Source organism: Streptomyces albus subsp. chlorinus (assembly GCF_013302895.1).
Taxonomy (GTDB): domain Bacteria; phylum Actinomycetota; class Actinomycetes; order Streptomycetales; family Streptomycetaceae; genus Streptomyces; species Streptomyces chlorinus.
Map to the genome: position 1 here is coordinate 3,077,077 of NZ_VJOK01000001.1, position 17,592 is coordinate 3,094,668.

The following is a 17,592-nucleotide window of genomic DNA, read 5'->3' on the forward strand; positions in this document are numbered from 1 at the left end:
GAGCGGACCGGACCGGGTCACTCGTTGGCGGCCCGGGGGCGGTCCTCGTCCTCGTACTGGTCGAAGAGAGGGGTGCGGTCGCGGGGGCGGGCGGGTTCGGCGTCGCGGGGCCCGCCTTCCGCGGGCTGCGGTTCAGCGGCGGGAACGGTGCTGGAGCGGGCGGAGCTCCACGCGTCGGGGGCCTCCAGGTCGACGCCCCGGGTGGCGCGGGGGGCGACAGGGGCGCTGACGTAGGTGGGCAGTGGCACCGGCACGGGATCCCAGCCCTCTCCGTCGGAGGAGTCGCGGTCCCGGGCGCGCTGCTGGTCCACCCACTCGGCGTGGTCGGTCTGCTCGACCAGGGCGCGACGCTCGGCGGCCTCCTGCTCCTCCATGCGGGCGCGGGCTTCCCGTGCGCGGACACGGGCTTCCTGCGCGTTCCACCCCTCCTCCGTACGCTCCGTACGCCGGTCTGCCCGGTGGGCGTCTCCGGAGGCGCCAGACGTGCTCTCCACGACTTCCTGGGCGCCGCCCGGAGTGCGGTCCCGGCGGGGCTCGCCGCGGCCGGAGGAGAGCCGTTCCGCGTCGGGCCGCTGCGGCTCGCGTACGGCGGCGCGGGCGGCTCGCGCCGAGGCCCCCGGCTCGGTGTCGGCCTCCTGTGCCGCTTCGCGGTCTGCCGCACGGGATCGCCCTGCGGCACCACGCGACTCGCGCGCGTGCAGCGTACGGGCGGCCTGCTCGGCCCGGCGCCGGTCCATGGAGGCGAGGAAACGGCGCCGTTCCTGAACGCGGAGGTATGCGATGTAGGTGCTCAGAAGGACGGCCGGAATCGCGGGTACCCACAGCAGGGCCAGACCGCGCACGGCAGCGATGACACTGCCCACGGTGAAGGCCAGGAACAGCAGCATCGTGGTGCGCCGACGGCGGGCGAGCAGCTTGGCCCGCTTGGCCTGCTTGGCACGCCTGCCCTCCAGCGCGGCGGCGCGCGCCTCCGCGGCGTGGTCCCGGCGCTCGTCCTGCTCGTGCCCGTACTGCTCACGGGACGCTTCCCCAGGGATGCCGGAGGGGCGTGCGGATTCCTGGTCACTGTGACCGGAGCCGCCGGAGTCACCGTGCGCGTCGCGCGCGGAGGTATCCGTATGCCCGTCGGGCACACCGTGCGTGTCCCGCTGCGGGGCGTTTTCGGGCCTGCGGTGAGCGCGTGCGGCGGGCAGCACTTCGGTCAGTGCTTCGGATCCAGGGGCGCAGACCATGGTCTTGGGGTCGGCGAAGGCCCGGACGTCCACCGACTCTCCGGCGGCGTCCGGCTCGTTCCCGTACGCATCGTCGTCGTAACCGTCGTGCCCGCCGTACGCGCTGGGAGAGCCGGTCTCGGCGTCGTTCCCCGGCGTGTACGGGTCCTCCGCTTCCCACCCCTCGCGCACCCGGCGCCGGGCCGCGGCTCTCGCGTAACGGCGCTCCATGCCTGCCTTGCCGGACAGCAGCCGGATGGCGGTGCTGAAGCGTTCCGTCGGACGGGCTTCGTTCAGCTCGTCCTGTCGGCGAAGCCACATCGGCACCAAGTAGGCGGCCCAGGCCCCGACGATGACTGCGTAGATGAGGCCACTGCTGCTCACCCTCACACGGTAGAGGGGATCACGTGAGCCCATCTGCCAAATAGCCCGGTGTGTCGCACGATCTGGCCGATCCCTCCACCGTTTTTCGTGCTTGCCGGCCTGAATGATGCCGGGAGGGGCGATAAATACCGGAAGGGCGCTTTTCGTTCGGCAAGAGGTGGCTTACCACCTCTATATTCGAACGTTTATTTTATTTCTGTCGAGCGACCGGGCCGGGACCGGTGCCATCGGGTCAGCAGCCCCTCGGGTACCTCTTCCGCCGTCAGAGCGAACACCAGGTGGTCGCGCCACGCACCGTCGATGTGCAGATAGCGCGGACGGGTGCCCTCCTCCCGGAAACCGAGCTTCTCCACGACACGCCTGCTGGGTGTGTTCTCCGGACGGATGCACACCTCCACACGGTGCAGTCCGACGGAGCGGAAACAGTGGTCCACCGCGAGCGCCACGGCTGTCGGCATGACACCCCGCCCCGCCACCGCGCGGTCGACCCAATAGCCGATGTGCCCCGAACACATCGATCCCCAGGTGATACCCGCCACAGTCAGCTGGCCGGCCAGTCTGCCCTCGTACTCCACGACGAAGGGCAGCATTCTTCCGGCCTGTGCCTCGGCCCTCAGGTGGCGCACCATCTGGCGGTAGGTGGGGCGGCGCGGCGGCAGGTGTCCGGGGGGCGGCGGAGGAATGGTGGCCTCCCAGGGGCGCAGCCAGTCGCGGTTGCGCTGGTTGACCTCACGCCAGGCGCGCTGGTCGCGCAGCCTTATGGGGCGGAGGGCCGTGGGGCCGTCCACCAGCTCGGCGGGCCACGGCGCGTTCAGCGCTGGTCGTCCCCTCTGAGTGCCCTCTGCTGCCCGGACGCTCCCGGCTCGGCGGGGTGGTCGCCGCCGTGGATCTGGTCGACCGCGTGCGGGAGCAGGCCGGCCAGTACCGCCAGCCCGTCCCTGACGCCCCCTGTGGAGCCTGGGAGATTGACGATGAGGGTCCGGCCCGCGACGCCCGCCACACCCCGCGAGAGCGCCGCTGTGGGGACCTTCGCCCGGCCTTCCGCCCGGATGGCCTCGGCGATTCCCGGGATCTCGTGATCCAGGAGGGAGCGGGTCACCTCCGGGGTGCGGTCGGTCGGGGAGATGCCGGTGCCCCCGGTTGTGAGCACGACCGCGTATCCGGCCTCGACGGCCTCCTGCAGCGCCGCGCGGACGGGCTCACCGTCCGGCACCACTGTGGGCCCGTCGACGGCGAACCCCATGGCTGTCAGGCCCTCGACGAGAAGAGGGCCGCCCTTGTCCTCGTACACCCCCGCGGAGGCGCGGTTGGAGGCGGTCACGGCAAGGGCGCGGTGGGGACGGTGGCCGTGCTCACCGCCGTTCCCGCCGTCGTGCCCGTGACCGTGCGTGCCGGACCCGTGGTGTCCCGTACCGCTCATACGCCCTCCTCACCGGTGAGCGGCTCCCGCTTCCACTCTCCCGACTTGCCGCCCGTTTTCTCCTCCACCCTGACGTCCGTGATGACCGCCGACTTGTCGACGGCCTTCACCATGTCGATGACCGTCAGAGCGGCGACCGTAACCGCCGTGAGCGCTTCCATTTCCACGCCTGTGCGGTCGGTGGTCTTCACCTGCGCGGTGATCTCGACGGCGTCGTCGGCGACCGCGAGATCCACCTTCACTCCGGAGACGGCGAGCGGGTGGCACAGAGGGATGAGATCCGGTGTCTTCTTCGCCCCCATGATCCCGGCGATGCGTGCGGTGCCGAGGGCATCCCCTTTCGGCACGCCCTCACCGCGCAGCAGGGTGACCACCTGCGGGGAGACGAGCACCCGTCCGGTGGCGCGTGCTGTCCTCGCGGTGACGTCCTTACCGGACACGTCGACCATCCGCGCGGCCCCGGACGCGTCGACATGGGTGAGGTGCTGTTGGGGGCTGGTCATGGTTCTCCCGGTCCTGTGCTGTGCCCAGACACGGTACCGGCAGGGGCAAGGGCACTGTCCGGCGCGTCAGTCGAGGGGGATGACCGTCACCTCGTCACCCGGCGCGAGCCGCGTGGTCTTCTCCGGGACGTCGATGAGGGCGTCCGCCTGCGCCAGGGCGGCGATCAAATGGGAATCGGCCCCGCCGACCGGGCTGACGCCGCCCAGCTCCTCCTCGTCGCCCGGCGGGGTGTATGCGCCCCGCAGGAACTGCCGCTTGCCCTCGGGGGAGGTCAGTGCGGCCTCTCCGGTCAGCCGGGCGCGCACGGTGTCGCGCTGCAGGGGCTCACGGCCCATCAGGGCGCGCAGGGCGGGCCGCACGAACAGTTCGAACGAGACGTACGCGCTGACCGGGTTGCCCGGCAGGGTGAGGATCGGGGTGCGGTCCGGTCCGATGAGGCCGAAGCCCTGCGGCTTGCCCGGCTGCATCGCCAGCTTGCGGAACTCGACCGCGTCCCGGGCGCCGTCGAGGTGTTCGTCGTCCTCCCCTCCGGGCGCGAACGCCTCCACCCGGGAGAGCGCCTCCTTGACGACGTCGTAGGCGCCGACACTGACGCCACCGCTGGTGACGATCAGGTCGGCCCGGATGAGCTGGTCCTCGATGGTGGAGCGGAGTGTCTCGGCGTCGTCGGCCACCGCCCCCACCCGGTAGGGGATGGCGCCGGCCGCGCGGGCCGCCGCTGTGAGCACATAGCTGTTGGCGTCGTGGATCTGCCCGGGGCCCAAGGCCTCTCCGGGTGCCACCAGTTCGCTCCCGGTGGAGAGCACGACGACGCGGGGGCGGGGCCGCACGGTGACGGAGCCGCGCCCGATGGCCGCCAGCAGGCCCACCTGGGTGGGGCCCAGGACAGTGCCCGCACGGAGGGCGACCGTGCCCGGCCGGACATCGCTCCCCTTGGCCCGCACGTGCTGCCGCGGAACGACCGGGCGGTGCACGCGCACCTGCCCCGTGGCGTCCTGCGGGGCGTGGCTGTGCGCCCGCATGGCGTCCACCGGGCCGCCTCCCGTCCCCCCGTCGGTCCACTCGACCGGGACGACGGCCTCGGCGCCCGGCGGCAGCGGGGCGCCGGTCATGATGCGGGCGGCCTGGCCGGAGGCGACGGTGGGCAGTCCCCCGCTGCCCGCGGCGACGTCCCCGATGACGGTGAGCACCGCGGGGAACTCCTCGCTGGCTCCCTCGACGTCCGCGGTCCGTACGGCGTAACCGTCCATCGAGCTGTTGTCGAACGGCGGGAGGGGTGCCGGGACGATGACGTCCTCGACCAGGACGCAGCCCTGCGCGTCGAGCAGGTTCAGCTCGATGGGGTCCAGCGGGCGGATGCCGCGGAGGATGTCCTCCAGGTGATCGTCGACGGACCAGGTATCGCTCAAGACCTACATCTCCTCGGTGACGTAACCGCGCAGCCACTCCCGGAACTCCGGGCCCAGGTCCTCACGTTCGCACGCGAGCCTGACAATGGCACGCAGGTAGTCTCCCCGGTCTCCGGTGTCATAGCGACGTCCGCTGAAGACGACACCGTGCACGGGCCCGCCCAGGGACTCGTCGGCCGAGAGGGCCTGGAGGGCGTCGGTGAGCTGGATCTCGCCGCCCCTGCCGGGCTCCGTCTTGCCGAGCACCTCGAAGACCGCCGGATCGAGCACATAGCGGCCGATGATGGCCAGGTTGCTGGGCGCCTGGTCGGCGGGGGGCTTCTCCACCAGGTCGGAGACACGGACGACGTCGCCGTCCGAGGTGGGACTGGCCGCGGCGGCGCCGTACAGGTGGATGCTCCTGGGGTCGACCTCCAGCAGCGCGATGACGCTCCCTCCGCGCTCCTCCCGCACCTCCAGCATCCGGGAGAGCAGAGGATCGCGCGGATCGATCAGATCGTCGCCCAGAAGGACGGCGAAGGGCTGGTCCCCCACGTGCGGTGCCGCGCACAGGACGGCGTGCCCCAGTCCGCGCGGGTCGCCCTGTCGGACGTAGTGCATGGTGGCCAGGTCGCTGGACTCCTGCACCCGGGCGAGCTTCCCGTCGTCGCCCTTGTCGCGCAGCACCTGTTCGAGTTCGTAGTTGCGGTCGAAGTGGTCCTCCAGGGGCCGCTTGTTGCGGCCGGTGACCATGAGCACGTCGGAGAGCCCGGCCGCCACGGCTTCCTCGACCACATACTGGATCGCCGGCTTGTCGACGACCGGGAGCATCTCCTTGGGGGTGGCCTTTGTCGCGGGCAGGAAGCGTGTGCCCAGGCCGGCGGCGGGGATGACTGCCTTGGTGATCCGGGAGCGGGGAGAAGTCATGTCCCGCACCATAACCGCTGACTTGATCCGGAAGATAAGGGTCCGCATGGTTTGTTGCGTTTTGCGAACCCAGGAGGGTGGGACCAGTGAGGCGCGATCCGGGGAGTGCCGGACACCGTAGTAAGCGCGAGTTGCGCCGCGCTGTCCTGGCGATGAGAGGGACATTGACGCCGGATGACCTCCAGGCGGCCGCCCAGGAGCTGGCACGGCTTGTTCTCCAGCTCCCCGAGGTCGCCGCCGCCCGTACGGTCGCCGCCTATGTGTCGGTCGGTACAGAGCCGGGAACCGCTCCTCTGCTGGAGGCGCTGCGCGCACGGGGGGTGCGGGTGCTCCTGCCCGTCCTGCTGCCCGACAACGACCTCGACTGGGCCGAGTACACCGGCCCCGCGGACGTGGTCGCCGCGGGAAGGGGGCTGCGGGAACCGAACGGGAAGCGGCTCGGCCCCGACGCGGTCCTCCAGGTGGACGCACTCCTGCTGCCCGGGCTGGCCGTCGACCGGCGCGGGCTGCGGCTGGGCCGGGGTGCCGGCTGCTACGACAGAGTGCTCACCCGCCTGGCCGCCGCCGGCGCCGAGCCCCCCTGTGCGGTGCTGCTGCACGACGGCGAGGTGGTCGAGCACATCGAGGGCGAGCGGCACGACCGTCCGGTCGGCACGGCAGTGACCCCGAGCGGAGTACACCGCCTCGGGGCCGCGGACAGGAGCGTCTGAAGCACCGGGCCGGGCGGGGCGGTGTCACCCGTCCCGCCCGGCCCGAAGAGATACCCGGAAGGCGTCCAGCAGGTGCCGGGGCGGCACTCAGGGCGTGAGGGCCATCTGGTCCTCGGTCGCCTTGGAGACCGCCTTCTCGCTGTAGGGCCACTTGAGGAACTCGCCCCTGGCCCACTTGTCGGTCTGGTCGGTGTAGTGCGCGTTGTAGGCGTGCCCGGAGGCACCGGTGAGGTTGATCCACCGGGAGTTGTCCAGGTCGCTCAGGTCGACGACCATCCGCATCGACGGCACCCAGGTCACCTCGTACCCGCCGGCCGCGTTCCAGCCCGTCGCGTTGACAGCCGCCTCGCCCCCGCCCAGGTCCCAGGGGCCGCGGTTGAGGAGCCACTGCACGGCACCGGGCCCCTCGGTGCCGAGGGTCTGGTTCTTGAGCATCAGCCGGTGCAGCCTGCCCCAGCTCCAGGTGTTGATGTCCTTGCCGAGCTTGGAGGTCAGCTCCCAGCGCGCGTCCTTCATGGCGTGCGCCAGCAGGTCGTCACGGTTCTTGTCACCGTCTCGCCGCGCGGTCCCGCGCGTCTTCCACCACTCGCTGTCGGGCTGCTTGAGCAGCTTGCGTACAACTTCGAACCAGCGGTCGCCGCCGTCCGGCTGCGCGGTGTCGGGTGAGCGCTCACCGCACTCGCGCACCAGCCGCTCGTTGCCGTTCAGGTCGTCGACCGGGCCGGAGTCGTCGGAGGGAGCCACGTACAGGCAGTCTCCCTTGACGCGCAGCTCCTTGGGGAGCTTGTCACCGAAGGCGAGCTTGAGCAGGTTGCGCCAGACGGCGTTGAAGTAGGCGGCCGGCGCCGAGTCGGAGTCCTGGGTGTAGTCCCAGCCCTCCAGCAGCTTCTGCGCGTCCCGTACGTACTTGTCCTTGACCTCGATCTTGAGCAGGTAGGGCACCAGCAGCTTGGCAATCTCACTGCTGTTGTCCATCTGCATGGTCTCCATGTCCTTGAGGGAGACCTTCCCGCCGTCCTTGATCTTCGACTGGATGAGGTCGTTGATCCGCTGGCTGCGCGCGCCGTACCCCCAGTCGTCGGTCAGCAGGTAGGGGTACTTCTTCCGGTCCACCACAGCCTGGTTGGCGGTCACGATGTAGCCGCGCCCGGGGTTGTACTCCCACGGCAGGGAGCGCTGGGGGATGTAGCCCTTCCACCGGTAGGCCGGGTCCCAGCCCGGCGCGGGGTAGCGCCCGTCGCCCTTGCCGCGCACCGGGATCCGGCCCGGCGCCTGATAGCCGATGTTCCCCTTGGCGTCGGCGTAGATGAGGTTCTGCGAGGGGACGGCGAACTCGCGGGCCGCCTTGCGGAACTCGGAGAAATTCGAGGCCTCGTTGAGCTTGAAGACCGCGTCCACGGTCTTCGAGGGCTCCAGGGCGGTCCACCTGAGGGAGACCGCGTAGCCGTCGCCTCTGTCGGGCGCGGCGTTGCCGACGGGTGACTTGTCGCCGACCTTGCGCAGCTCCCTGTCGCGGTCGGAGATGACCGGCCCGTTGTTGGTCTCCCGGACGGTGATGGTGCGGCTCTTCCCACCGGCGACCTTGATGGTCTCCTCGCGGGTGCGGTAGGGCACCTCCTTGCCGTCGTAGAGGTAGTGCCCGTCCTTGACCTTCTCCAGGTAGAGGTCGGTCACATCGGCGCCGAGGTTGGTCATGCCCCAGGAGATCTTCTGGTTGTGGCCGATGACCACGCCGGGCATGCCGGAGAAGGTGAAGCCGGAGACGTCGTAGGGGCAGGACTTGTCCAGCGAGCGGCAGTGCAGGCCCATCTGGTACCAGACGGAGGGCAGCTGCGGCGCCAGGTGCGGGTCGTTGGCGAGCAGCGGCTTGCCGGTCGTCGTGTACTTCCCGGCCACCACCCAGGAGTTGGAGCCGATGCCGCTGCCGTTCGGGCCGAGCAGACCGGGGACCTTCTCCAGCTTCTTGGCCACGGTGCCCATCTGGGTGCCGGCCCCCTGAGCGGCCTGACCGGCTCCCTGAGCGCCGTTCGCGGAGCCGGAGTCCCCAGGAGTCGTGGCAGCCCCTCCGGAGCCCTCAGCCGCGCCCTGACCACCCGTGCCGGACCGGCCCGTGCCCGTCCCCGGCCCGGACCCGGTGCCGTCCGCGGCGCCCTGCGAGCCGGACGGGTCCGCCTCGGCCCCGGGATCGAACTCCTTGGTCGACTGGTCGAGAGCGCCGTGGTCGACGATGGGCTTGTTCCGCTCGAAGGGGTACTCCGGGTACAGGTCCTCGATCTGGTCCTTGTCCAGACGGCTGGTCATCAGCGCCCGGTCGACCTCGTCCGACATGTTGCCGCGCAGGTCCCAGGCCATCGCCTTGAGCCAGGCGACCGAGTCCACGGGGCTCCACTTGGCGGGCTGGTAGCCCTTGCCCGCCAGGTCGAGTGCCGCGTACTCGACGGACAGCGCGGAGCCCTTGTGGTCCTTGAGGTACGCGTTGACGCCGGCGGAGTAGGCCTTGAGAAAATTCTTGGTGCGGCCCGGGAGTTGCTTGTACTCCTTCTCGGCCACCCGACGCCAGCCCAGGGTGCGCAGGAAGGCGTCGGTCTCCACCTGCTCGGCGCCGAACATCTCCGAGAGCCGCCCGGATGTCATGTGGCGGCGCACATCCATCTCCCAGAAGCGGTCCTGAGCCTGCACATACCCCTGGGCGAGGAAGAGGTCCTCGGACTTGTCGGCGTAGATCTGCGGGATGCCGTTGCCGTCCCGTTTGACACTGACCGGCGCGGAGAGGCCGCCGAGCTTGAGTGAACCCGTCGTCTGCGGGAAGGAGTCGCGCACGGTGCTGATGCCCCAGTACGTGCCTCCGCCGACGCCTGCCAGGAACAGCAGCACGACCACGATCACGATGAGGCGGGCGCGTCGCGAGGTCTTCTTGGCGGGCATCGCTGTCCTTCGAGGGGCAGGGTGGACCTTGACTGGGGACCGGACGGAATCGATCCGTACGGAGCAACCATAGGCCGACCCTCCGCGCGCCCGGACAGGGAGTCGCCAACTACGGATCATCCCGGCGCCTTGTTCAAGCAATGGTAAATTGTTAGCTACCCAAACGAACTAGAGGCTCCCGGACAACTGTCCGGAAGCCACCCACAACCATGGGTGACGCGTTAAGAACACGTCAGGAAACCGTCAGGAGACCGTCAGAAACACCCCCGACGCACTCGCGCACTCAAGGAGCAAGCCCCGGGAGAGAGGACCGTGCCCTGACCGTCGACAGCCTCAACCAGCTACTGCTCTTCAGCGCCCTCGTTCTGCTCATCGCCGTCGTGGCCGTCCGCCTCTCCTCGCGCAGCGGGCTGCCCAGCCTGCTGGTCTACCTCGGGATAGGCGTCGCCATAGGGCAGGACGGCATCGGCTTCGGGTTCTCCGACGCCGAACTGACCCAAGTCCTCGGCTACGCCGCCCTTGTGGTGATCCTCGCCGAGGGCGGACTCGGTACGAAGTGGCGCGACATCCGGCCCGCCGTCCCCGCCGCCGCCGTGCTCTCGACCTTCGGCGTGGCCGTGAGTGTCACCGTCACGGCACTCGCGGCGCACTACCTGGTCGGTCTCGACTGGCAGGCCTCGCTCCTGATGGGCGCCGTGGTCTCCTCCACGGACGCCGCCGCCGTCTTCTCCGTCCTGCGCAGGGTGCCGCTGCCCCGGAGGCTCACCGGTGTACTGGAGGCCGAGTCGGGCTTCAACGACGCGCCTGTCGTACTGCTGGTCGTCACCTTCTCCTCACTCGGCTCCGAACATCACACCTGGTACTTCCTGCTGGGCGAGATCGCCCTGGAACTCGCCATCGGCCTGCTGGCCGGCCTCGTGGTGGGCAAGCTCGGCGAACTGGGCATGCGCCATGTGGCCCTGCCCTCCTCGGGCCTCTACCCGATCGCCGTGCTGGCGCTGTGCGTGCTCGCCTACGCCGGGGGCGCCATGGCCCACGGCTCCGGCTTCCTGGCCGTCTACGTCGCCGCGCTCATCCTGGGCAACGGAAAACTGCCGCACCGTCCCGCTGTCCGGGGGTTCGCCGACGGCGTCGCCTGGATCGCGCAGATCGGGCTCTTCGTCCTGCTGGGGCTGCTGGTCACTCCGCACGACCTGTGGAAGGACTTCTGGCCGGCCGTGCTGATCGGCCTGGCACTCACCCTGGTCGCCCGCCCGCTGTCTGTTTTCCTCTGCCTGGAGGGGTTCAAGCTGCCCTGGCAGGACAAGGCGCTGCTCTCCTGGGCGGGACTGCGCGGTGCGGTGCCCATCGTGCTGGCGACCATCCCGATGGTCGCCGATGTCGAGGGCAGCCAGCGGATCTTCAACATCGTCTTCGTCCTGGTCGTCGTCTTCACCGTCCTCCAAGGGCCCACACTGCCCTGGCTGGCGCGCAAGCTCCGGCTGGACGAGTCCGACGAGGCGGCGGACCTGGACATCGAGTCCGCTCCGTTGGAGCGGCTGCGCGGACACTTCCTGTCGGTCTCCATCCCGCCGTCCTCGCGGATGCACGGTGTGGAGGTCACCGAGCTGAGGCTCCCTTCGGGCGCCGCGGTCACCCTGGTGGTACGCGACGGCACGAGCTTCGTACCGCTGCCGTCCACGGTGCTGCGGCACGGGGACGAGCTTCTGGTCGTCACCACCGACCAGGTGCGCGACGCGGCCGAACGGCGTCTGCTGTCGGTCAGCCGCGGCGGCAAGCTCGCCGGCTGGCTTGGCACCGGGGGCAGCACGGCGCTGCGGGGCTAGCGGCTCCCTCTGTGCACAGGACCGAGCCCCTGTGCACAGAGGGAGCGGTACCCCCTGTGCGCGAGCAGCCCGGACAGGGGCCCCTCCCGCCCCTTCGGGCGGACGGGCCCGCAGGTGGTTCCCGTGCGGGCGGGAAAGCGTGACTTCGAGGAGAACGACCTCGGCCGTTATCCTCATACCGGACAGGACAGATTTACCCCGACTCTGCCTGAAGCAGAGCTGGCGCGACCGCTCGGCGGCCAACGTCCGGACAGCCCACCCGCACCGGACCAGGTATCTACCCCGGTCCTGCGCGAGAGGACAGCTCTCGGCGCGTCATCCCGAACGCGCTACCAGGCGGCAGAAAGGCCCGGCCGTGGAATCCCCGGCCACCAAGAGCGACAACCACGCAGCGAGAGACCAGGCACAGCATGACCGCCGCTCCCGGCGCCCCGCCGAGCGCCCCGGATACGGGCAGCTCCTGCGCACCGAGGGAGCGTGGTCCTTCCTGCTGCCAGGATTCCTGGCACGCCAGCCCTACGCGATGCTCACCATCAGCATCGTCCTGCTCGTCGAGCACACCACCGGCTCCTTCGGCCTCGCAGGTGCCGTCTCGGCGACCGCAGGCATCTCCATGGCGCTCATCGCACCGCAGAGCGGCAGGCTCGCCGACCGGTTCGGACAGGGTGCCGTACTGGCCCCCCAGGTGTTCCTGCACTCCCTCACCATCGGGGCGCTGATCGCCGTCGCCCTGCTGGACGCGCCTCTGTGGGCGCTGTTCGTCGCGGCGGTGCCGGCGGGCGCCACCGCCCCGCAGATCAGCCCCATGGTGCGGGCCCGGTGGGCGGCACGCCTGCAGGGGTCTCCCCTGATGAACACGGCCGCCGCTTTCGAATCGGTGACCGACGAGTTCACCTTCGTCGTCGGCCCGGTGATGGCGACCGCACTGTGCACCGGTGCGCATCCCGCCGCGGGTCTCGCCGCGGAGGCCGGGATCTCACTCGTGGGCGGCCTGGTCTTCGCCGCGCAGCGCCGCACCCAGCCCGCCCCGGCACGCGCCAAGGGCGCGGACTCCGCCCGGACGGGCACCCGCCAGGAGGACGACCGGGCGACGTCCGCGCTGGCCGTACCGGGCGCGCGGGTGCTTGTCGCGGCGGTGCTGGGCATCGGCATGGTCTTCGGCGGCATGCAGGTCTCGCTCACCGCGTTCACCGAGTCGATCGGCCGGCCCGGTATCAACGGTGTGATGTACGGCGTCTTCGCCGGAGGCAACATGCTGGCGGCCGTCGCCGTGGGCGCCATCCGGTGGAAGCGGGGCCCGCAGACCCGGCTGCTGACCGCGTACCCGGCGCTGGTACTGGCCGCCGCCCTGACGGCGGTCGCCGCGCAACTGGGCCCGTGGGCGGTCCTGCTGGGCGCGCTCGGTGCGCTGACAGGGCTGTGCGTGGCGCCCTGCATGATCACCTGCTTCACGCTGATCGAGACGCTGGTACCGGCCGGTGCCCGTACGGAGGCCTTCACCTGGCTGACGGGCGCGATCGCGCTGGGACAGGCGGTCGGTTCCACGGTGGCGGGACAGCTGGCCGACCGCTCCGGCGCCGGCACCGGCTTCTTCGCCCCAGTGGCGGGCACGGGTCTCGCTCTGCTGGTGCTGCTCGCCTTCCGAAAGGCCCTGCACCCGTCACACGGCGGAGTGGTCGCGGCACGTGGGCTCGGTCACCGAACGACGGTCCCAGTGGACTGACGCGCGGGAATGCTGCACTATGGAGCGTTGTTAGCACTCAACAAGTGAGAGTGCCAGGAGGAAGAACGTGCCGACGTACCAGTACCAGTGCACCGAGTGCGGCGAGGGCCTCGAGGCGGTGCAGAAGTTCACGGATGACTCGCTGACCGAGTGCCCCAGCTGCGAGGGACGCCTCAAGAAGGTGTTCTCGGCGGTCGGCATCGTCTTCAAGGGCTCCGGCTTCTACCGCAACGACAGCCGCAACTCCTCGTCGAGCAGCAGCCCGGCCTCCTCCGGCTCCTCGGACTCGTCGAAGAACGGCGATTCCAAGAGCTCCGGTTCCTCGGACTCGTCGTCGTCCTCGTCGTCCAGCTCCTCCTCGGAGTCGAAGTCCTCCGGCAAGAGCGAGAGCAAGAGCACCGCCAAGGCGGGCACTTCGGCCTGACGCACGGCGCGGTACCGGCCTGGGCGGCCCTCCACGGGCCTGTCGGCCGGACCGCGTTCTTCCCCTGCCCCACGCGCCCTGCGCACCCGTAGGGTGACCGCATGAGCGAACAGGCAGAGATCGGCGTCATCGGCGGTTCCGGCCTCTACTCCTTCCTCGAAGATGTGACCGAGGTCACCGTCGAGACGCCCTACGGACCGCCGAGCGACTCCCTCTTCCTGGGGGAGACCGGCGGCCGCAAGGTGGCCTTCCTTCCCCGGCACGGCCGCGGCCACCACCTGCCTCCCCACCGCATCAACTACCGCGCCAACATGTGGGCGCTGCGCTCCGTGGGAGTACGGCAGATCATCGCCCCCTGCGCGGTGGGCGGGCTGCAGCCGCAGTACGGGCCGGGCACGCTCGTGGTCCCGGACCAGCTCGTGGACCGTACGAAATCCCGTCAGCAGTCCTTCTTCGACGGGGAACCCCTCGCCGACGGCAGCCTCCCCAACGTCCTGCACATGACCTTCGCCGACCCCTACTGCGAGACGGGCCGCCAGGCGTCACTGCGTGCCGCGCGCGGCCGTGGCTGGGAGCCGGTGGACGGCGGAACGATGTGTGTGATCGAGGGCCCCCGCTTCTCCACCCGCGCCGAGTCCCGCTGGCACGCGGCCCAGGGCTGGTCGGTCGTCGGCATGACAGGGCATCCCGAGGCGGTCCTCGCCCGCGAGCTGGAGCTGTGCTACTCGTCGCTGGCCCTGGTCACGGATCTGGACGCGGGAGCCGAGGCCGGTGAGGGCGTCTCGCACGAAGAGGTGCTCCGGGTCTTCGGCGAGAACATCGGGCGGCTGCGCGAGGTCCTCTTCGACGCGGTTCTCGAACTGCCCGCACTGGACGAACGCAAGTGCGACTGCGGGTCGGCGCTGGGCGGACAGCAGCCGGGCATCACGCTGCCCTGAGGCCGGGCCTCACCATGCCCTGACGTCGCGGGCTTCACGCTGCGCTGGCGCCGCTCGGGCGGTTCTCGCCCTCCTGAAGTTCCCGGACCCTGCCATGTCCCCTCTTCCGGGTGACGAAGTTGTCCACAGCAGGCCGGTCATCCACAGATTTCCGATGTGATCAGCGAGTTTCCGCCGACGGGTCCACCGTGGTCGGCGAGGCCGTGACCAGGCGGTCTTCTCCTGTGATGGCTGGTGGTGGACGTCATGACCCGTTCCCGGGACCCCTTTCCGCAACGTTTCCCCCGTACCCGGCCGCGTGCGCCCGTTCCCGACTTCCCGCCCGTGCGTGCGGGGCGGGGACGCCGGCCGCGGCACGGCACGCCGGGGAGGCGGCGGGCTTTCTCGGTGGTCCTCGCCGTGACGGCGGCGGGCCTGGCACTGGCCGCCCCGCGCGGTGGCGCGGCTCCCGCCGAAGGACCGGATGACGTCGGCCCGCGGCGGCACGGGGCGGAGAGATCCGTCACGGCGCACGGCCCCGGCGGGGCTCCCGTCTCGGCACCGGTCCGGATCGCCGACCCGGCCACGGTGCGTCTGCTGAGCCCCGGCGACCGGGTCGACGTACTGGCGAGCGGCTCCAAGAACACCGCCGCGCGGATCGTGGCCACCGGTGCCCGAGTGGCTCAGGTGCCGAAGTCCGGCGACACTGTCTCGGGCGACGGAGGCCAGGGTGCGCTGATCGTGGTGATCGTCCCCCGGCGCACGGCGGCTGCCCTGGCGGGTGCCGCCGCGGACTCCCGGCTGGCGGTCACGCTGTGGTGAGGTCGCTGCTCCCGGAACCACCGCTGCGAGGGACCACGCGCATGATCCCCCGTGCCCGGGGGCAGGTGAGCCGACGGCTCGGCCGAGGCGTGCCTGCCCGGGGGCTGTGCGTCATGGGCCTCCCGCTCGCAGTCAGCATCGTCACATGGTTCTGGAAGAGGCAGTTCGTTGAGCAACGCACCCGCACCCGCGAAGAAGGGCGTCCTCACCGGGTTCAAGGAATTCCTGATGCGCGGCAACGTGGTCGAGTTGGCCGTTGCCGTGGTCGTGGGAGCGGCCTTCAGCAAGATCGTCGACGCCGTCGTCAAGGGATTCATCAACCCGCTGGTCGGGGCCATCGGCACGAAGGACCTGGACAGGTACCACTCCTGCCTCAAGGGCCCGTGCACCTTCACTGCGGACGGCGAGGTGAAGCAGGGCGTCTTCATGAACTGGGGCCCGGTGCTCAGCGCCACGCTGACCTTCCTGATCACGGCGGCGGTCGTCTACTTCCTGATGATCCTGCCGATGAACAAGTTCAAGGAGCGGCAGCAGGCCAAGGCGGGCCCGGTGGAGGTGCCCAAGACGGAGGTGGAACTGCTCACGGAGATCCGCGACACGCTGCTCGCCCAGCGGAGTGCCGGAAGCGGCCCCGACGAGCGGGGCGACGGCTCGGTGCCGGTCGGCGCGGACGCCTCCGGTCCCGGCTCCGCCAGTGGATCCGGTGGCTCCGTGGGGCCGCAGCGCGATGGCGGCGTCAGCACGCAGAAGTAGCGGCAGCCCACCACGGCGAGGGGAAGACACCACGCCGGCCCCGTGGCACGCCGCCCACACGGTGGCCACGCCCTCGGGTCAGGGCTGTCCCGGTGCTCGCCCGGGCTCAGAGGTGGTGGGGCGGCTTCTCGTCGAGGAAACGCGCCAGGTCGGCGTTGGGACCACCGGGCTCGCCGGCACCCGCCCCTTCGCCCCAGCCCCGGTCGGTGTCATCACCGGACGGACGGGACAGCGGATCGTCGAAGACCAGCGCGGACGCCGCGTCAGGCGACGTCACCGACCGGTCGGGGAACTGCGGATCGACGTTCATGCCTCAAGCGTACGGCGGCCGCCCGCACCTCCTGGTAGGGATGCCACATGGAGACTCACGACACCCAGGAACCGAACGACGGCTCTCCGGAGGTGGCCACCGGTCCGCTGGACGCGCTCACCAACGTTCGCGGCCTGCGCGTGGGCCACGCCCAGCGGACGGACGACGGCTGGCTGACGGGCGTGACCGTCGTGCTGCCCCCGAAGGAGGGCGCCGTCGCGGGAGTGGACGCCCGGGGCGGGGCCCCGGGAACCCGCGAGACGGACGCACTCGACCCCCGCAACTTGGTGGAACGGGTGCACGCTGTCGTCCTGAGCGGAGGCAGCGCCTACGGTCTGGACAGCGCCTCGGGAGTGATGGCCTGGCTGGAGGAACAAGGACGCGGGGTCCCGGTGGGCTCCGAGCCTTCCCAGGTGGTGCCGGTGGTCCCGGCAGCGGTGATCTTCGACCTGGGACGTGGCGGACGCTGGAGCGCCCGGCCGGACGCGGCGCTGGGCCGGCGAGCGGTGGAAGCAGCCGCCGCGACGGAGTCGGGAGCCCCCGTCCCGCAGGGCTGCGTCGGTGCCGGGACGGGAGCAGTGGTCGGTGGCCTCAAGGGAGGAGTGGGCACAGCGAGCATCCGGCTGCCGTCGGGGACGGTCGTCGGAGCCCTGGTGGTGCTCAACGCAGCCGGATCGGCCACGGACCCGGCGACAGGAGCCCTTTACGCGGAGCTGGCGGGCGGCCCGCCGCACCTGCCCTCCCGCGAGCGGCACACCGAAGCGGAAGCGCTGCGGGCGGAAGCGAGGGAGGAGACCGTCAGACGCACGGCCGGGACGCTGCGCCCCGCGCTGAACACGACACTCGCCGTGGTGGGCACCGACGCGGCGCTCACCAGGCCGCAGGCACAGCGGCTGGCGGGCAGCGGGCAGGACGGGCTGGCGCGGGCGATACACCCGGCACACCTCATGCACGACGGGGACACGGTCTTCGCGCTGTCCACGAGCGCCCGCGAGTTGGCGGCCGGCGAGTTCAACGAGGTGCTCTCGGCGGGGGCCGATGTGGTGAGCCGCGCGGTGGTGAAGGCGGTGCGGACCGCAGTCGGCGTGGACGGGCCAGGAGGTGTCTTTCCCTCGTACAGCGAGCTCTACGGCCGCGCGCCCTGGGCGCAGGACTCGGACGGCTCGTAACAGAAGCCGTGGCGGCCGGGCGCCGGGGACTGGCGGCTGCACTCAGGTGGCTGGCCGAGGGAACCAACCGGGCAACGGACCCGGCCGACCCGGAGGCAGGCAGCAAAGAGCCCCGGTGCTCGGGGGAGGGCACCGGGGCTCGTCCAAGGGGGCGGCGACGGCGGCGGGCTCGGGGAGCC

Annotated in this window: 16 protein-coding genes; 8 read left to right on the top strand and 8 right to left on the bottom strand. The window is 70.9% G+C overall.

Translation table 11 applies throughout. From position 1 onward, the window contains the following. Positions 1 to 17: 17 nt before the first annotated feature. From sepX to galU, 6 genes are all read right to left on the bottom strand, one after another. Positions 18 to 1,595: a divisome protein SepX/GlpR gene (gene sepX, locus FM076_RS13720; protein WP_428814845.1), complete on the bottom strand. Its 1,578-nt coding sequence runs from the start codon at positions 1,593 to 1,595 to the stop codon at positions 18 to 20. A 185-nt stretch (positions 1,596 to 1,780) separates the two neighbouring features. Continuing rightward, positions 1,781 to 2,410 carry a GNAT family N-acetyltransferase gene (locus FM076_RS13725; protein ID WP_173874725.1) on the bottom strand — a complete coding sequence of 210 codons (630 nt, stop codon included), beginning with the start codon at positions 2,408 to 2,410 and terminating at the stop codon, positions 1,781 to 1,783. Then, positions 2,407 to 3,015: a MogA/MoaB family molybdenum cofactor biosynthesis protein gene (locus FM076_RS13730; protein WP_173870697.1), complete on the bottom strand. Its 609-nt coding sequence runs from the start codon at positions 3,013 to 3,015 to the stop codon at positions 2,407 to 2,409. Before FM076_RS13730 ends, FM076_RS13725 begins: the two co-directional genes overlap by 4 nt. Continuing rightward, the gene (moaC, locus tag FM076_RS13735; protein WP_173870699.1) at positions 3,012 to 3,518 is read right to left on the bottom strand and encodes a cyclic pyranopterin monophosphate synthase MoaC; all 507 of its coding nucleotides are present in this window, start codon (positions 3,516 to 3,518) and stop codon (positions 3,012 to 3,014) included. The genes FM076_RS13730 and moaC overlap by 4 nt, the downstream gene beginning before the upstream one ends. 66 nt (positions 3,519 to 3,584) lie before the next feature. Continuing rightward, the gene (gene glp, locus FM076_RS13740; RefSeq protein ID WP_173870701.1) at positions 3,585 to 4,928 is read right to left on the bottom strand and encodes a molybdotransferase-like divisome protein Glp; all 1,344 of its coding nucleotides are present in this window, start codon (positions 4,926 to 4,928) and stop codon (positions 3,585 to 3,587) included. A gap of 3 nt (positions 4,929 to 4,931) precedes the next feature. Continuing rightward, positions 4,932 to 5,834 (bottom strand): UTP--glucose-1-phosphate uridylyltransferase GalU, encoded by a 903-nt coding sequence (gene galU / locus FM076_RS13745; RefSeq protein ID WP_173870703.1) that lies wholly within the window; start codon positions 5,832 to 5,834, stop codon positions 4,932 to 4,934. A 131-nt stretch (positions 5,835 to 5,965) separates the two neighbouring features. Between galU and FM076_RS13750 the strand changes: the two genes are divergently transcribed. Next, on the top strand, positions 5,966 to 6,544 hold the full coding sequence (locus tag FM076_RS13750) for a 5-formyltetrahydrofolate cyclo-ligase (RefSeq protein WP_173870705.1): 579 nt from the start codon (positions 5,966 to 5,968) through the stop codon (positions 6,542 to 6,544). Between the two features lie 87 nt (positions 6,545 to 6,631). Here FM076_RS13750 and FM076_RS13755 read toward each other — a convergent pair whose 3' ends face one another. After that, positions 6,632 to 9,469 carry a penicillin acylase family protein gene (locus FM076_RS13755; RefSeq protein WP_173870707.1) on the bottom strand — a complete coding sequence of 946 codons (2,838 nt, stop codon included), beginning with the start codon at positions 9,467 to 9,469 and terminating at the stop codon, positions 6,632 to 6,634. Positions 9,470 to 9,678: 209 nt separating this feature from the next. Here FM076_RS13755 and FM076_RS13760 point away from each other — a divergent pair, with 209 nt between their 5' ends. The 6 genes from FM076_RS13760 to mscL all read left to right on the top strand — a co-directional run bounded on the left by FM076_RS13760 (position 9,679) and on the right by mscL (position 15,934). Further along, positions 9,679 to 11,295 (top strand): potassium/proton antiporter, encoded by a 1,617-nt coding sequence (locus FM076_RS13760; RefSeq protein ID WP_243274487.1) that lies wholly within the window; start codon positions 9,679 to 9,681, stop codon positions 11,293 to 11,295. A 460-nt stretch (positions 11,296 to 11,755) separates the two neighbouring features. Continuing rightward, positions 11,756 to 13,018: an MFS transporter gene (locus FM076_RS13765; protein WP_180218302.1), complete on the top strand. Its 1,263-nt coding sequence runs from the start codon at positions 11,756 to 11,758 to the stop codon at positions 13,016 to 13,018. Positions 13,019 to 13,085: 67 nt separating this feature from the next. Further along, positions 13,086 to 13,442 carry an FmdB family zinc ribbon protein gene (locus tag FM076_RS13770; RefSeq protein WP_173870711.1) on the top strand — a complete coding sequence of 119 codons (357 nt, stop codon included), beginning with the start codon at positions 13,086 to 13,088 and terminating at the stop codon, positions 13,440 to 13,442. 101 nt (positions 13,443 to 13,543) lie between these two features. Beyond that, positions 13,544 to 14,380, top strand: coding sequence for an S-methyl-5'-thioadenosine phosphorylase (locus tag FM076_RS13775; RefSeq protein ID WP_173870713.1), 837 nt, complete (start codon positions 13,544 to 13,546; stop codon positions 14,378 to 14,380). Positions 14,381 to 14,767: 387 nt separating this feature from the next. Continuing rightward, a complete protein-coding gene (locus FM076_RS13780; protein WP_345944993.1) occupies positions 14,768 to 15,181 on the top strand; it encodes a hypothetical protein in 414 nt (137 codons plus the stop codon). 168 nt (positions 15,182 to 15,349) lie between these two features. Continuing rightward, positions 15,350 to 15,934, top strand: a complete 585-nt coding sequence (gene mscL / locus FM076_RS13785) for a large conductance mechanosensitive channel protein MscL (RefSeq protein WP_173870718.1) — start codon at positions 15,350 to 15,352, stop codon at positions 15,932 to 15,934. A 106-nt stretch (positions 15,935 to 16,040) separates the two neighbouring features. On the opposite strand, the gene FM076_RS13790 is transcribed toward mscL, so the two are convergent. Beyond that, the gene (locus tag FM076_RS13790; protein ID WP_173870720.1) at positions 16,041 to 16,244 is read right to left on the bottom strand and encodes a hypothetical protein; all 204 of its coding nucleotides are present in this window, start codon (positions 16,242 to 16,244) and stop codon (positions 16,041 to 16,043) included. Positions 16,245 to 16,291: 47 nt separating this feature from the next. Here FM076_RS13790 and FM076_RS13795 point away from each other — a divergent pair, with 47 nt between their 5' ends. Further along, positions 16,292 to 17,413: a P1 family peptidase gene (locus FM076_RS13795; protein WP_173870722.1), complete on the top strand. Its 1,122-nt coding sequence runs from the start codon at positions 16,292 to 16,294 to the stop codon at positions 17,411 to 17,413. Positions 17,414 to 17,592 lie beyond the last annotated feature (179 nt).